General features: G+C 31.3%; 13 protein-coding genes and 6 tRNA genes. 2 read left to right on the top strand and 17 right to left on the bottom strand.

Annotated elements, in window-relative coordinates:
- From RWS90_RS04000 to RWS90_RS03930, 15 genes are all read right to left on the bottom strand, one after another.
- On the bottom strand, positions 1 to 3,697 hold a 3,697-nt coding region (locus RWS90_RS04000), incomplete at its 3' end, for a YSIRK-type signal peptide-containing protein (protein WP_314548842.1).
- Positions 3,698 to 4,043: 346 nt separating this feature from the next.
- Positions 4,044 to 4,119, bottom strand: a tRNA-His gene (locus tag RWS90_RS03995).
- A gap of 26 nt (positions 4,120 to 4,145) precedes the next feature.
- Positions 4,146 to 4,218 (bottom strand) — tRNA-Phe (locus RWS90_RS03990).
- Positions 4,219 to 4,223: 5 nt separating this feature from the next.
- Positions 4,224 to 4,299, bottom strand: a tRNA-Asp gene (locus RWS90_RS03985).
- Positions 4,300 to 4,329: 30 nt separating this feature from the next.
- A tRNA-Glu gene (locus tag RWS90_RS03980) sits at positions 4,330 to 4,404 on the bottom strand.
- Positions 4,405 to 4,415: 11 nt separating this feature from the next.
- A tRNA-Ser gene (locus tag RWS90_RS03975) sits at positions 4,416 to 4,503 on the bottom strand.
- A 2-nt stretch (positions 4,504 to 4,505) separates the two neighbouring features.
- Positions 4,506 to 4,579, bottom strand: a tRNA-Asn gene (locus RWS90_RS03970).
- Between the two features lie 201 nt (positions 4,580 to 4,780).
- Positions 4,781 to 5,665, bottom strand: a complete 885-nt coding sequence (locus RWS90_RS03965; RefSeq protein WP_314548841.1) for a phosphate/phosphite/phosphonate ABC transporter substrate-binding protein — start codon at positions 5,663 to 5,665, stop codon at positions 4,781 to 4,783.
- Positions 5,666 to 5,901: 236 nt separating this feature from the next.
- Positions 5,902 to 6,672, bottom strand: a complete 771-nt coding sequence (locus RWS90_RS03960; protein WP_314548839.1) for a YlmH/Sll1252 family protein — start codon at positions 6,670 to 6,672, stop codon at positions 5,902 to 5,904.
- Between the two features lie 4 nt (positions 6,673 to 6,676).
- Positions 6,677 to 6,958, bottom strand: coding sequence for a YggT family protein (locus RWS90_RS03955; RefSeq protein WP_314548837.1), 282 nt, complete (start codon positions 6,956 to 6,958; stop codon positions 6,677 to 6,679).
- A gap of 2 nt (positions 6,959 to 6,960) precedes the next feature.
- Positions 6,961 to 7,380, bottom strand: a complete 420-nt coding sequence (locus RWS90_RS03950) for a cell division protein SepF (protein ID WP_314548836.1) — start codon at positions 7,378 to 7,380, stop codon at positions 6,961 to 6,963.
- 233 nt (positions 7,381 to 7,613) lie between these two features.
- The gene (locus RWS90_RS03945) at positions 7,614 to 8,762 is read right to left on the bottom strand and encodes an AI-2E family transporter (protein WP_314548834.1); all 1,149 of its coding nucleotides are present in this window, start codon (positions 8,760 to 8,762) and stop codon (positions 7,614 to 7,616) included.
- Between the two features lie 19 nt (positions 8,763 to 8,781).
- Positions 8,782 to 8,988 (bottom strand): DUF1146 family protein, encoded by a 207-nt coding sequence (locus tag RWS90_RS03940; protein ID WP_314548832.1) that lies wholly within the window; start codon positions 8,986 to 8,988, stop codon positions 8,782 to 8,784.
- Positions 8,989 to 9,012: 24 nt separating this feature from the next.
- Positions 9,013 to 9,966: a magnesium/cobalt transporter CorA gene (corA, locus tag RWS90_RS03935; protein ID WP_314548830.1), complete on the bottom strand. Its 954-nt coding sequence runs from the start codon at positions 9,964 to 9,966 to the stop codon at positions 9,013 to 9,015.
- Between the two features lie 69 nt (positions 9,967 to 10,035).
- The gene (locus RWS90_RS03930) at positions 10,036 to 10,791 is read right to left on the bottom strand and encodes an RNA methyltransferase (RefSeq protein WP_314548828.1); all 756 of its coding nucleotides are present in this window, start codon (positions 10,789 to 10,791) and stop codon (positions 10,036 to 10,038) included.
- A 123-nt stretch (positions 10,792 to 10,914) separates the two neighbouring features.
- Between RWS90_RS03930 and RWS90_RS03925 the strand changes: the two genes are divergently transcribed.
- A complete protein-coding gene (locus tag RWS90_RS03925; RefSeq protein WP_314084126.1) occupies positions 10,915 to 11,301 on the top strand; it encodes a rhodanese-like domain-containing protein in 387 nt (128 codons plus the stop codon).
- A 160-nt stretch (positions 11,302 to 11,461) separates the two neighbouring features.
- On the top strand, positions 11,462 to 11,722 hold the full coding sequence (locus RWS90_RS03920; RefSeq protein ID WP_314548826.1) for an NINE protein: 261 nt from the start codon (positions 11,462 to 11,464) through the stop codon (positions 11,720 to 11,722).
- 134 nt (positions 11,723 to 11,856) lie between these two features.
- Here RWS90_RS03920 and RWS90_RS03915 read toward each other — a convergent pair whose 3' ends face one another.
- Together RWS90_RS03915 and rpoD are read right to left on the bottom strand one after the other, a co-directional pair.
- Entirely contained in the window at positions 11,857 to 13,281 is a 1,425-nt protein-coding gene (locus RWS90_RS03915; protein ID WP_314548824.1) for a peptide MFS transporter, read from the bottom strand.
- Positions 13,282 to 13,720: 439 nt separating this feature from the next.
- Positions 13,721 to 14,800 (bottom strand): RNA polymerase sigma factor RpoD, encoded by a 1,080-nt coding sequence (gene rpoD, locus RWS90_RS03910; RefSeq protein ID WP_314548821.1) that lies wholly within the window; start codon positions 14,798 to 14,800, stop codon positions 13,721 to 13,723.

Here is a 14,800-nt window from a genome sequence, read left to right as displayed (position 1 = left end):
TAACTTTATCTACTTCTGCTTTCTTGTCTGCTTTTTGTTGATCTGTTAAGTTTTTATCTGCTTCAATTTCTGCTTTTTCTTTGTTAGCTGCAGCTGTTAAGTCTGATTTGGCTTTGTCTTTTACTTTATCTAACTCTGTTTTATGCACTGCATCGATTGCTTTCTTACCTGCTTCTGTTGCTTTTGCTACTTCGTCAGTTGTTTGTGCTTTATCGATATTTGCTTCTTGTTCTTTCTTAACTTTATCTACTTCTGCTTTCTTATCAGTTTTTTGTTGATCTGTTAAGTTTTTATCTGCTTCGATTTCTGCTTTTTCTTTGTTCGCTGCTTCTGTTAAGTCAGATTTCCCTTTTTCTTTTGCTTTATCTAATGCTTTTTCTGCTTCTGTTTTTGCTACTACAGTCTTATCTGGTGTAAGCTCATTATGTGATGTATCTGAATATGTTACTGTTACATTCCCTTTACCATCAACTGTGATTTTATCGTCAGTTAAGTTTGGATTTGCTTTCTTAACTGCTTCTTTCACTGCCGCTTTTTCTTTTTCTGTCAAGTTATTAATGTTATTAACTTTTACTTTTTCTGGATCATTTAGTGGAGATTTTGCAGCGTCAGTTCCTTCTACTGGTACGTCAACAGTTCTTGTAATACCATCGTGAGTTACTGTTACTGGAACAACTGTCTTACCACCTTTTTCTGCAATTTCTCCATATTTAACAGTATAAGTATTATCTAACTCTTTACCGTTTGCAGTTAGTTTCGCTTTAACAGTCGGCTGATCTTTTTCAGGTAATGAGTCTCCAGCTTTTGGTACAACAGAGATTTTTGCTGCTCCATCTTTCACCGCTAAAGTAAAGTCTTCTGCTTTACCTGATAAAGCTAAACGTGCTTGTCTTAACGTTTCTAGTGCATTATCCACGTCTGTTTGTGTTGCGTCTTGCTTATCATACACTTTTTGAGCATTTGCTAAAGCATCATCGTAAGCTTTTTTCTTAACGGCATCTGTTTCTTTGGCATACGCTGGTGATTTTTTAACAGCGTCATCTTTGTTCAAGTCAAGTTCTGCTTTCAAAGCATCTTTTGATACAGGGACAGCTACATCTTGTCCTGTTAACCCTTTAATTGCTTTTGCTAGATTATCAATTAAAGTAGCTACTTCTGATGTACCAGCTGCATTTTCTGGCTCAGCTGTTGCTTTATCTGCTACTTTTGAAGCAGCATCTTTTGCTGCGTCAAAAGCATCTTTCTTATCTTGAGTTGCTGTATTATATTTTTCAGATCCTTTAACTTCTTTAGCTTTTTCTACTAATTTCTGTAGAGAATCCATCTTAGAATCTAAACCTTGAGCAATTGATACAATATTATCTACTTCAGCTTTACTTCCCGCAGCATCAACTTGTGTTTTCAATTCTGTTTTTTGTGCAGCATTTAAGTGTTCAAGCGCATCAATTTTTGCTTTTGCTGTATCACGATATGCTTTTACTTCTGCATCTTTCACGATAGCTTCTAATTGATCTCTTGTTGTTGCTGCATCAATTTGTTTCTTATACTCATCTCTTTGAGCATCTGTTAGCCCAGGAACTTGATCAATTTTCTTTTTATACTCATCTTTTAAAGCATCTGTTTTAGCTTTTTCAGCATCATGAGCTTTTTTAGAGACTTGAGATTGAGCTTCTCCAATAATTTTAGTGATTTCAGCTTGTGAAGGTGCATTCTTAATTCTTTCTTTATATGCATCAGCTGTTGGGTCAGTTAAATATCCCGCTTTGCCATCTTTTTTATCGATTTCATCAATGATTGCTTTAGCTTTTTCTTTCGTTTTTTCTAATGCTTCATCTAAAATCTTATCAATAAGTCCTTTAGTATGTTCAATTGGCGTAGCTGTTCCTTCTGTTGGATCTGTCATTACTACTGCCGATACTTTGTCAGTTAACTCTTTCTTCTGTGCATTTGTTAAATAAGGATTGTTATTGATTGCTTCCTTAGCATCACGTTTTTTAGCTTCTAAAGCTTTTTCATTACTCGAATTTTGTGCAATAGCATTATTCACAACAGTATTTAAGTCATCTTGTGTAGTTTTAGATGCTAATTCAGTTTTGAAGTTTTGTTTTTCTTTTGGTGATAAGTAAGTTAGATTATCAATTGCTTTTTCAGCCTCTTGTCGAGCCTCATCAATATTAAATGTTTTTTGAGGTTTTTGTTTAAATAAATGATCTTTAGGAATATTAACACCTATAGGCGTTGATCCGCTATAGATAATTCCTATCCCAGTGCTCTTGTCTATTTCTAATCTCTTATGTTTAAAATCTTCAGACGTCTTCGAAGGGTCTCCTACTGCTGTAATAACATCCTCATCAAGCGCGTTTTTTTCTACTATCATTTTATTAACTGTATAGAACTTTGATTTTGCACTTTCAACATCTGTATCTTTAAGATTATTAATATCATCTACTTCATATGGATTTTTTAAATACTTATAATCTCCAACACTAGCTGGAGTTGTTTCATTGTTATCAATCTGTGGTCTTTCATAAACAAGTGATGTTCCTGGAATTTCATCAATTGTGTTGTCCGCATATCTTATTGTTGCTTTTCCATCTGCACCAATTTCAATACTTGTTTCTTCATCACTAAACAAGTTCTCAACTAATTTGTTTTTAGCTGTTCTATGAATTGTTGTCACATTGTCTTTATTAGCTTCTAAAATTTTTGCTTTTATCGTATTCTTTTCTTTAGTTGTTAAACTTTTCGGATTAGTCACTGCAATACGACTTGGTACATCTGGTTCAAAAATTTCATTTAATTTATATAAACTTGGAACAGGTGCTAATACTGTTTTGTAATGTTGCATCATTCGAGCGATACCAGCCCTAAATCCTGCTCCGAATTCTAAAGTACGACGATCATTACCAAATGTTGGATCGGCAACTTCATATACAGCTGTTATCGTAGCTCTTTCAATTCCTCCACGTTCCCAGTCAACATAAATTGTTTTTGTATCCGTACGGAATTTTTCAAAAAGAGCTTGTTCAGATGCATTGTCGGATACTCTATCTCCGATATGATACCAAAACTTATTCGCAAAACTTCCGCTATATTCTCTGTAAGGTTCACCGGTTGTTTCATTATATGATTCCCACTTAGTATCATTCCCGTGGAAATCAGGTGTTGTATAAGCTCTATTGATGTCATCTTCTGTTTGGAATCGTGAATTAATCGAATTTGATAACGAACCGAATTTTTTATTTTTATTCCAGCTTTCCATTACGTAAACTGGTCGTCCGTCATTTTTCTTTAATGTAATTTCTTTAGGTTCTTTTAATCCTATCGGTGTTGTGAACCAGAAACGTGGACGGTGTCCTCCAAATCCAGTTACACTACTTCCATCAGCTCCACCGTTATAAGTATAAGTTACTTTAACAATTGGATTTTCTCGAGTGTATTGTGACCAGTCTACATCGATTCCAATTTCTTTGTCGACATTTACTTTTGATCCAATTTGAATACCATCTGCACTTTCAGGAGTTTCTCCAGAATTAGAATATAACGATACAATACCATCTTCGCCATTTAATTGTTTAAATGCAGCTTCAGCAGTATTTGCTAATCCCGAAATTGCGATTTGTGCCCCTATCAAACAAGACGCCGCTCCAAAACTAAATTTTCTTATGGAAAACTTTTCTTTTCTATCTCTTTTCATCGATAAACCTCTTTCTTTCTTAATTTTAAACAATAACTTAATAATATTTTTCTTATTATTATACCATATTTAAAACACAAATAAAAGCGAGAACCTATAATTCCCAGAGAATGTAAGCGTTTTTTTTTTTTTTTTTCATAAATAATAGATTTTTTTCCTATTTATTAGTAAAGAGATTAGAGATTTTTGGCTTTAATTATATTATCTGTGTATTTTCATTTTTAAAATTTTTCAAATGTTTTTTTATGTAAATATCTCCATTCAGAATATACTCTTACCGAGTTTTTATATAAAAAAAGAAGCAATGCTTAATCGCACTACTTCTTTGCTCTAATTCAAAAAAAAATGGGGCGGCTGAGGGGAATCGAACCCCCGAATGTCGGAACCACAATCCGATGCGTTAACCACTTCGCCACAGCCGCCAAAATATTAAGATAAAATAAAAAAATGCCTTGAGACAGAGTCGAACTGCCGACACATGGAGCTTCAATCCATTGCTCTACCAACTGAGCTATCAAGGCAAAAATGGCGGTCCCGACGGGAATCGAACCCGCGATCTCCTGCGTGACAGGCAGGCGTGATAACCGCTACACCACGGGACCTAACTCTTATTCTCAATGTATTAATTCAAATGGTGACCCGTACGGGATTCGAACCCGTGTTACCGCCGTGAAAGGGCGGTGTCTTAACCACTTGACCAACGGGCCAATAAAAAAAACGGAGCAGGAGGGATTTGAACCCTCGCGCCGGTTTCCCGACCTACACCCTTAGCAGGGGCGCCTCTTCAGCCTCTTGAGTACTACTCCAACTCCACAGGCAGGACTCGAACCTGCGACCCTCTGATTAACAGTCAGATGCTACTACCAACTGAGCTACTGTGGATAAATATTCATGTTCCTAACGAACAATATTTATTATACAAAAGTATTAACATAATGTCAATACTTTTGTATAACTTTTTTTCTTAGTTTTGAGTTTTATTTTTAAAAAATCTTTATAGTATTATTATATCAATATTTTCCTTATATCTAAGAATATCTTTCATAGAAAAAAATAATTAAACTTTTTTTCAATTTAGCTTCTTTATTTGACCTTATTCAGATCAATATTCATTTTTTTAGATATTTCTTCTATCGCTTTATAAGAATTTTCATTAGGTTCTTCAAACCCAATTATATTGTAAAGATCTGTTATTATTTTTAGTGCTTCACTATCTTTTTGAACTTCTAATAGAGCTTTTTTAATTTTATTTCTCATTTCTTCATCAAGATTATTAGAAGCAACAACTGTTACACCAGGTATCAATTCACTTTTTGAAATAGGATGTATATCATCGTTTAAAGTAGGAAACTCTTCTATATATTTTTTAATAAGATTTTCATAACTTGCAATTGCATCTACATCTTTATTTAACAGAAGTTGCATACTTTTATCGTGTCCACCGCTAAATTGGTATTGAATATCTTTGTCTAAATCTATTCCCGCATCTTTTAACATCGCTCCTGCATAAATATAACCGGAAGCTGAAGATGGATCAACAAAAGCTACTTTTTTCCCTTTTAAATCTGCCAAACTTTTTATATTAGAATCTTTTCTCACAAAGATCTCGGCATAATAACCCGGTTTACCTGTTCTACTTGTTCCTACTAATATGTTTTTTGTATTACTTTGTTTATTAGAAAGAACAGCTGAAAATGGTGGAACTAGCCCAAAGTCAACACTACCACTACCTATTCCTTCTATAACTCCAATATAACTGCTAGCAGTAAACACTTCTACCTTCATTCCCAGTTTTTCTCCTAAAGCTTTAGCAAATGGTTCTAAATCGTCAACCAATTTTTCACTATTGCTACTAGGAACTACCCCAAGTTTTAAAACCTTTTCTTCTTTAGTCGAACTTTTTTGTGAACAACCTATTAAAGAAAACATTAAGACAACAGAAAAAATAGTTAAAAATATTTTTTTCACTTTTACTTACCTCATAATTTTGTATAAATTTTAATTTATAACTATGAGTATACCACATTTATTCTCATAGTAAAGCGAAAACATTCATTTTTACAAAAAATTAATCAAAATCTCTATTCTTTCTTATAGAAAATTCTAACCCTTTAATAACTTATTTTTAAAAATACAAACTTTAAAAAGTAAAAATCACCATAAAACAAGTCATCAATACTCATTGCATAGTGATTTTCCTTATATTAAATAAGTTTAGATATAGTTATTCTATACTTTAAACTTTTTTTATTTTGTTTATAGTCCTTTATTATAAATCTGCCGTATTTTCTTATAGAAATTATATCCTCTACAGCGCAAGTTTTTTCGCCAGATTTTACAATAACATGATTGAGTTTTACAAAATCCTGTTCTAACAATTCTTTAACCTTACTTCGAGATTTGTTCGTAATTTTAGCGACAATAGAATCCAGACGAAAAGACGAACTTACAATCTCAAAATCATCGTATTTCTTTTCAATCTTAATATCCATCAAATCAATTCTTTCAAAATTCAGATTTACCCTTCCCGCTTTTGTAAATTCCATCGCTATAAAATCTGAAATTTCTTCATCTACAAAAATATATACCTCATCTTCTAGAACAATTATATCTCCAAATCTATTAAAATTAATCCCTAGATTATGAACAGCTCCTAAAATATTTCTGTGCTCGACTTTGTTAAATTTATTATTAAACTTAGCCCTTAAGCACACAATATCATAATCAACATCATAGTACTCATTAGAAATTATTTTCGCTTTTTTTCTTTCCGAATCTTCAAAACCGCCAAAGAACTCAATTTTGAAATCAGGGTAATTATATGCAACTATTTTCTCTAAAATAACTTGTTCAAAATTATTTAAAAATTTAGTTACAGTATTCCTATTATCCGCAAAGCTAACACTCTGCAACAATTTTTCTGCTAAATCTTTTTCCTCTAAAGAAGCTTGCTGTAAAAAATTTAATTTCTTCATAGTACTACATCGCTCTAAACAACAATGTTATGATTAAATTTTGAATCAAGCTCAACACTACAAGCGCGACTACAGGCGAAATATCCAACATCCCTAACGGCGGTATAAACCTTCTGAATAATTTTAAATACGGTTCACAGATTGCTTCAAGGAATTCTATAATAATATTATTTTTTATTTGCGGTATCCACGAACTTAAAATATATGCAAACATACTATATTCATAGAAAGTAAACAAATATCTTATAAATTTAAATACCCAATAATACTCTGTTATACTTAACAATATTAGTACTCTCCTTCGTAAAAGTCACCTGATACTTCAACTCCATTAGGAACGCAAAGGTAAATATCTTCTCCAATTGTTTTTAATCTTGCACCTAGTGCGTAAATTCCACCTGAGATGAAATCTAATAGTCTATCAGACGTTTCAACATCTAATTTACTAAGATTAATAATTACCACTTTATTGCGTTTAATATCATCGACTATATCCTTACTATCAGCAAAGACTAGTGGCTCTGTTAAGATTACATTATTAGTTCTTCCTGTTGGTTGACTTGGAACGTTTTGTTTACTTACCACTGGATTCTCCTTTTTTACTACTCTTGGCTTTGGTTGTTCTGTTCTAACTTCTTCTTTTTCTACTTCTTCTTCAAAATCATCTTCATTCACAAATAGATTATTGAATTTTTTCATCATACTCATATTCTCAAACCTCAACTTACTTATATTTAACTACACCATTATAGCATATTTCCAGATGTTTTGAAACTAATTTACTACTTTAAAATTTAATATTTCTTAAATATTTCAGTATTAGCGTTTTATTACTAAAACTATATTGCTATACCTATATAAAAAGAGCAACACAGAAATTGTAGTTTCATTCAAAACACCTTCCAATTAGTTGCTCAAAAATTCTATTTTATCTTTTATTGCTACCCATAAAATTTATTGTATCTTTCCTTTAGTGAAAGTAATAACCTAACAATTAAAACCTTCAAAATAGAATATACAGGAATTCCTAAAATCGCCCCGACAACACCTGAAATATTGACACCTATCAATATTACAAAAATTACAGTAAGAGGATGCATATTCATACTTCTACCCATAATATTAGGCGAAACAATGTTCCCTTCTAAGAATTGAACAACCCCCCATACTACAAGCATTTTTACTACCATAACCCAACTTGTTGAAGCCGCGACTAACATAGCAGGTGTTATAGCAATCACAGGACCTAAATAAGGAACTATACTTAAAAAAGCAGCTATTGTAGCTAATGAAAATGCATAATGTAGTCCAATAACATTATACCCAATAAATAACATAATCCCTATGCATAATGAAACTAGCATTTGTCCTTGAATATATGATCCAACTTTCTCATCGATTTCATCAATTGTTTCTGATACTGATCTTTCTAATTTTGACGGCAACAAACCTATTACAAACTTATTAAATTTAGATGCATCTTTTAATAAGAAGAAAAGCACGAATGGCATAGTTACTAGCACTGACGCAGTTGATGAAATAGAAGATACCACTCCTTGTGCAATAGACGTCGCAATCCTCACTAATCTTTCACTTATTTTTGTTACATTTAAATTTGTATTCACATATTCTACAACCACCTGAACATAAGCGTTATCTGAATAGGTCTCCAAATATCCTTTAACTATTTCTATATACCTTGGTAATGATGTTATCAAGTTTTGCGTTTGTTCTACAATTATAGGAACAACTCCAATAATAACGATTAGAATTGTAACTACACCCACTAAAATTGCTAATAAACTAGCTGAAAATCTAGATACTTTTTTCGAAAAAAAGTTAACAAGTGGATTTAACATATAATAAAATATATAGGCGACTATTATAGGTGTAATAATACTCGATACTATCGCATTAATAGGCGTAAATATATACGATATTTCTGTATAAAGATAAATTGCTATACCTAACAAGATAATTATTAATAATATATAGATTATGAACTTACCACCAATAAATGCCAAGAGTTTATCTTCTCGAGAAGCTTCTAACCTTGTTTCATCTTTCTTTTTATTTAAATTTTTTTCCATACAATTCCCTTTCTTAAAATTATTTTACTAAATTTAAAGACAACTCATAGATTGTAATAATTGTCATATATCCAAGATATCCTAGCACAAAAGAAATTAATGTTACAAAAACTTTGATTTCTCTAGTACTATTTTTCTTGAAAAACTTCCCAAAATCAATACGCAATATTGAAAAATTGGCAAGTAATATCATAAAAAACAATACCGTTAATTTGAAAATACTCATAGTCATGCCCTTTTCTTGATTATGTTATTTAAACATATCAAGCCAACCTTTTTTCTTGAAGAACCATAGCATACCAAATGCAATCCCCAACATTATACCCACCACCAAATAGTAGCTGTACTCCCATTCTAACTCCGGCATATATTTAAAATTCATACCATACCATCCTACTATGAAGGTCAACGGTAAGAAAATCGTAGATATAACGGTTAGCGTCATCATTATATTATTCGATTTCAGCGAGTTATAAGTCATGAAGTTTTCACGGATATCACTAGCTAACTCACGGTTTGCTTCAATTATCTCTGTCTGTTGAACAAGATCATCATATATATCGTGGAAATATTTTCGATCGTTATCCGTCATTTCTACACGGCGCGATACTAAAAATCTATGAATAAGCTCTCGCATTGGTAGTAATCCGCGTCGAAGTTTCAACAAATCACTTCGAAGATCGAATACCTCATCCATAATCTTACTACCAGATGTGTAAGAATCTGTCTCTTCAATCTCATCAAGTCGATTTTCAATTTTCGAGATAATTGGTATATATCCTTCTACTATCTCTGATATTAGCATATGCATTACATGTAACGGTGAATATTCCGCACCACGCTGTAAAATTTTAGGTATAATTTTATTTACGTAACGAATATGTGAGAGGTGGGATGTTACGATATAATTTTTACCAACAAACATATTTAATGTTTCATAATCATCGTCGATATTTTTTAGAACATGTGCTACTAAAAATATTTGTTGTCTTGTAATTTCAATTTTTGGTCTTTGTAAAAGTGTTAAACAGTCTTCGATTAAAAGTTCGTGGAACTTGAAGAATGTCGATAGCAGATTAATTTCGCTCTTAGTTGGATTAGCAAAATCAACCCAAAACCAAGCTATATCTTGTTCTTTAAGTCTTTCTAAATCAATATCTGTTAGAATGTTTCCTTTTTTATCTACTGCTAGCGTTTTTAACATTAGATTTCACCTCTCTTAAATATTTTCCCATTATCAATAATACCACACTTGCTACAAATAGTAAATTTATTATTTCGAATTAATAGAAATATAGTGCATCACAATTCCCGCAGCAATAGATACATTTAAACTCTCGGCGCGTCCTGGCATTGATATCTTGAGTAGATTATTCACTTTTTGTAAAATTTCTTCACTAACACCCGCACCTTCATTTCCAAATACTACTGCAACCTTTCCACTAATATTATTTAATTGTTCTATGTATTTATCAGCCTTCAAGCTAGTTGCAAAAATATTAAAATTGCTCATTTTATCTAATAAGTTTACTAAGTCAATATTATCAAAACAATCAATATGAAAGTTGCTTCCCTGCGTACTTCTTATAACTTTTTGTCCATATAAACTTGTCGTTCCCTTACCAAGTATAATGCAATTAAATGCAAAAGCATCTGCTGTTCTGATTATTGTACCTAGATTCCCCGGATCTTGAACTCTATCCAAAATCAAAACTTTACTATATTTATTGATCTCTAATTCTTTATTTACTATTTTACAAACAGCTATTATTCCTTGTGATGTAATAGTATCAGATATAGTTTTCATCACACTTTGTGAAACTCTTGTTATTTCTCCTTTAAAAGTCTCTATCAAAGAAAATTCTTCAAAATTCTCCGAAACTATAATTTCTTCTACAACTTTAACTTCTAACGCTTCCTCTACTAAGTGTTTCCCCTCGATTAAATACAGACCATATTTTTTAATATTTTTATTTTCTTTTAATTTTTGTATGTCTTTAATCTTCTTATTACTAACTGATGTTATCATTTTCCCTCCAAATTAATTCATTTAAATACTTAATACATTCATTATAATTATAAACAATATTGAACTAATTTTCAAATTATGATATAATTCATTTACAGATATTACAATAAAAAGGAGTTCATTATGTCATCATTTTTACTATCAACAATAGTTTTAGTGGTTGTTTTAGGAGCAGTTGGACTTTTTAATTACTTTAGATTAAAAGGTGCAGTTACAAAACTTCCTTATGAAGAATTTAGAAAAGATCTTAGAAAAGTTCAATTAATTGATGTTAGAGAAAAAGAAGATTTCAAATACGCTCATATCAACGGAGCTCGTAATATGCCTTCATCTCAATTTAATTTCCTATATACATCTTTAAGAAAAGACCAGCCAATTTATCTTTGCGATAAAAATGGAACTTTAGCACCACGTGCTGCATTAACTCTTAAAAAGCACGGTTATACAAATGTATACATGTTAAAGAATGGTCTTCAAGATTGGAAAGAAAATCTTAAAACAAAAAGATAAATACTAAAAAAGTACTTAACTTCTTCATTCGGTTAAGTACTTTTTCTTTATATATTATATAATCAACATAACTTAAAATTTATTTCCTAGCTATCTATTGAATACTATTATATTTTGTGTTAGTATTATCCTTAAATAATTCCTAAATGGAGGACATTTCATGACTAAATATTATTACGATCCAAACATGAACCGCGGTTATATTCCTGGAAGATATGTTAATAAAGTAGTTTTTCTTATTATCACTTTCTTTTTAGGGCATATCGGTATTCAATACTTTTATGTAGGGAAAAACTTTAAAGGGATAATGTGTCTTTTATTTTGTTGGACTTTTATACCATCAATAATAGCTTTCTTTACGTTTATAATAACATTATTCAAACCAGCAAATGAACACGGCGACATATTTATACACTATTAATTAATAATACACATAATACAAAATTTATATAAAAAAAATAAAATCAAGGTATTCATAATGATATGTATTCTTTCATTGGGTAAACCACTGAAATGTATGTATATCATTTCTACCTTGATTTTTATTTGAATTTCTTACTCTGCAGCTTCTTCTGTTTTTTCAGTTTCAGCCATTTCTTTTGCTTCTTCTTCTAATTTATCGATATGCATATATTTGTTTAGATATCCTTTAAGTAACACTAATACTACTCCTAGAACAATTACTACTCCACCGATGAATGTGAATACTTGTGTGTAGTTTAATTTTACAGTTAAACTTGCTAAATATCCTGAGATGATATTTGCTAATGAGAACGTTAAGTACCAGATACCCATTGCTAATGAAGCATATTTAGCTGGTGCAAGTTTGTTAAACATCGCCATACCTATCGGAGAAAGGAACAATTCTCCAACTGTTAATAATACATATGTAACTAAGATATATACTATGTTAATTTTCATTCCACTTTCTACATTACCATTAATTGTGTTCAACCCTAATACCATTACTATGAAAGCAAGCCCTGAAATAATCATTCCAAGTCCCATTTTCGTACCAGTATCCAAGTCTCCTCGTTTTGTTTTACTTAATTTAACCCATAATGCACCGAAAACTGGAGCTAAGATTGCGCATAATAGACCGTTAAATGATACTAACCATGGTGTTGGAACAGTCCAACCAAAGATATTTCTATCTACAGCTTTTTGAGTTAAGATTGTAAATGATGTTTGTGTTTGGAACCAAGCTGCCCAGAATAATGTTGAAAATATAAACATTACTGCCATAGCTTTCATTCTGTCCATATCAATTTTAGTTAATGGATGGTTAACAGATTTTTTAGCAGTTTTGCTCGCTGTTGGATATTTTCCTTTATCTTTCAACCAAACAGGTGCAAAGAATGCAAATACTACAAATTGTAAAAATGCAAGTGCTGCTGCAGCTAAGAATCCTACACGATATCCATAAGAAACAATTTTCCCATCATTAGCTACATTAGCGAACCAACTATCTGTAATTAAACCAAACACAATAGGTCCGAATAAACTTCCGATATTAATAGCCATATAGAAGATGCTGTAAGCTGCATCTTTCATCGTTACTTGGTCACGCTCATACAATGCACCTACTATCGCACTAATGTTACCTTTACCAATACCAGCTGCAACAAGTAACAGAATTAAACTTGTAATTACCGTCCATAATTCACTAGTTGAAAAATACAGAGCAATATACCCGACACAACTAAATAATGTTCCCACTATAATAGATTTTTGAAGACCTAAATATTTATCTGCTAACCAACCACCAATAAGCGCCATCATATACCCGGCAGCAGCATAATATCCATATAACGTTACAGCAAAACCTTTTTCAAGACCTAGTCCACCTTCTGCTGTTCCTGTTGTAAAGAACAGAATCATGAATCCAATTATACCATATGCATAAAAGTTTTGTATAACAGTTGTTATATTTACTAAATGAAGACCTTTAGGATGTTTCATCTTTTCTACTTTTTCCATATATTTTTCCTCCTTGGAACTTTGTTTTATTTTTATAACTATTATATAACAATATTTCAATTAAATCAATTTATTTTTATTTTATGTTAATTTCAATTATTCTTCTCTTTAATATATTTTACCATTACTTCTACTACTTCTACTTCAAAAAAAGAGATTAATACCTTTATTTTTTAATATTTATGTTTCAGTTATAATATAATATGTAAATAAGAAACTATACCATTTATTATATATTCTATATTATAAAAACATTAAATTTATACTCTATCAAATGGTCTTTCAAATAAATGAAAATACTAAAAGGCAGTTTTTATACTGCCTTGATTTTTTATTATTTTTTTTACGTTTTTTAAAAATTATTTTCGACTTGCCCACTATTTGCACATTAGCAAAAACTCTAATCGTTAAAATCTTATTATACCAACGTTTATAAAACTTACTCCATAAACCCTTTCAGTTTATTTAACTTAGAAGGATGTTTTAGTTTTCTTATAGCTTTAGCTTCAATTTGACGAATACGTTCACGAGTTACACCAAATGCACTACCTACTTCTTCTAAAGTATGAGTCTTACCATCTTTCAGACCAAAACGTAATTTCAGTACATTTTCTTCTCTATCTGTAAGAGTCTCTAAAATTTCTTCTAGTTGTTCTTTTAATAATTCATTTGCTGCATGTTCTACTGGAGATTGTGCTTCTTTATCTTCAATGAAATCTCCTAAATGTGAATCATCCTCTTCACCTATTGGTGTTTCTAATGATACTGGCTCCTGAGCTATTTTTAAAATTTCACGCACTTTTTCTGGGGTCATATTCATTTTTTTCGCAATTTCTTCCGGTTTAGGTTCACGTCCTAGATCTTGAAGTAATTGTCTTTGAATACGAATAAGACGGTTAATAGTTTCAACCATGTGCACTGGAATACGGATAGTTCTCGCTTGGTCTGCAATAGCACGAGTAATTGCTTGACGAATCCACCATGTCGCATATGTAGAGAATTTGAATCCTTTAGAGTAGTCGAATTTTTCAACTGCTTTAATTAATCCCATATTCCCCTCTTGGATTAAGTCTAAGAATAACATACCACGACCTACGTAACGTTTAGCAATACTTACTACAAGACGTAAGTTTGCTTCTGCTAAATCTTTTTTAGCCTGCTCTTTTTCAGCTTCAGTCCCTGTTTCAATAATTTTAGAAAGTTCTAATTCTTTTTCTTTTGATAAAAGAGGTACTTTCCCAATTTCTTTTAGATACATTCTAACTGGGTCATTAGTTCTAATACCAGCTGGTACTGATAAATCTTCTAAATCAATTTCCTCTTCCTCTTCTTCTACATGATTTTCATTAATTAAAATAATGTCCTCATTATTTAACTCTTCATAAAAATCATCCATTGCTTCTGAAGAAACGTCTACTTTTGACAGTGCATCAACGATTTCCTCTTGTATTAATTCACCTTGTTTTTTACCTTTTTCTAACAATTCTTTTTTTATCGTTTCAAAATCTTTTTTAGACAT

It is taken from the genome of uncultured Gemella sp. (genome assembly GCF_963529685.1).
Lineage (GTDB): Bacteria > Bacillota > Bacilli > Staphylococcales > Gemellaceae > Gemella.
The sequence above is the reverse complement of the archived record's forward strand: the minus strand, read 5'-3'. Positions and strand labels throughout refer to the sequence as shown.

What these genes read in the sequence shown, in the direction of transcription:
- RWS90_RS03960 (WP_314548839.1), bottom strand. Translation starts at nt 6,672, where the DNA reads ATGAAGAAATTAAATTTTTTACAGCAAGCTTCTTTAGAGGAAAAAGAT.
- RWS90_RS03950 (WP_314548836.1), bottom strand. Translation starts at nt 7,380, where the DNA reads ATGAGTATGATGAAAAAATTCAATAATCTATTTGTGAATGAAGATGAT.
- RWS90_RS03945 (WP_314548834.1), bottom strand. Translation starts at nt 8,762, where the DNA reads ATGGAAAAAAATTTAAATAAAAAGAAAGATGAAACAAGGTTAGAAGCT.
- RWS90_RS03940 (WP_314548832.1), bottom strand. Translation starts at nt 8,988, where the DNA reads ATGAGTATTTTCAAATTAACGGTATTGTTTTTTATGATATTACTTGCC.
- corA (WP_314548830.1), bottom strand. Translation starts at nt 9,966, where the DNA reads ATGTTAAAAACGCTAGCAGTAGATAAAAAAGGAAACATTCTAACAGAT.
- RWS90_RS03930 (WP_314548828.1), bottom strand. Translation starts at nt 10,791, where the DNA reads ATGATAACATCAGTTAGTAATAAGAAGATTAAAGACATACAAAAATTA.
- RWS90_RS03925 (WP_314084126.1), top strand. Translation starts at nt 10,915, where the DNA reads ATGTCATCATTTTTACTATCAACAATAGTTTTAGTGGTTGTTTTAGGA.
- RWS90_RS03920 (WP_314548826.1), top strand. Translation starts at nt 11,462, where the DNA reads ATGACTAAATATTATTACGATCCAAACATGAACCGCGGTTATATTCCT.
- RWS90_RS03915 (WP_314548824.1), bottom strand. Translation starts at nt 13,281, where the DNA reads ATGGAAAAAGTAGAAAAGATGAAACATCCTAAAGGTCTTCATTTAGTA.
- rpoD (WP_314548821.1), bottom strand. Translation starts at nt 14,800, where the DNA reads ATGTCTAAAAAAGATTTTGAAACGATAAAAAAAGAATTGTTAGAAAAA.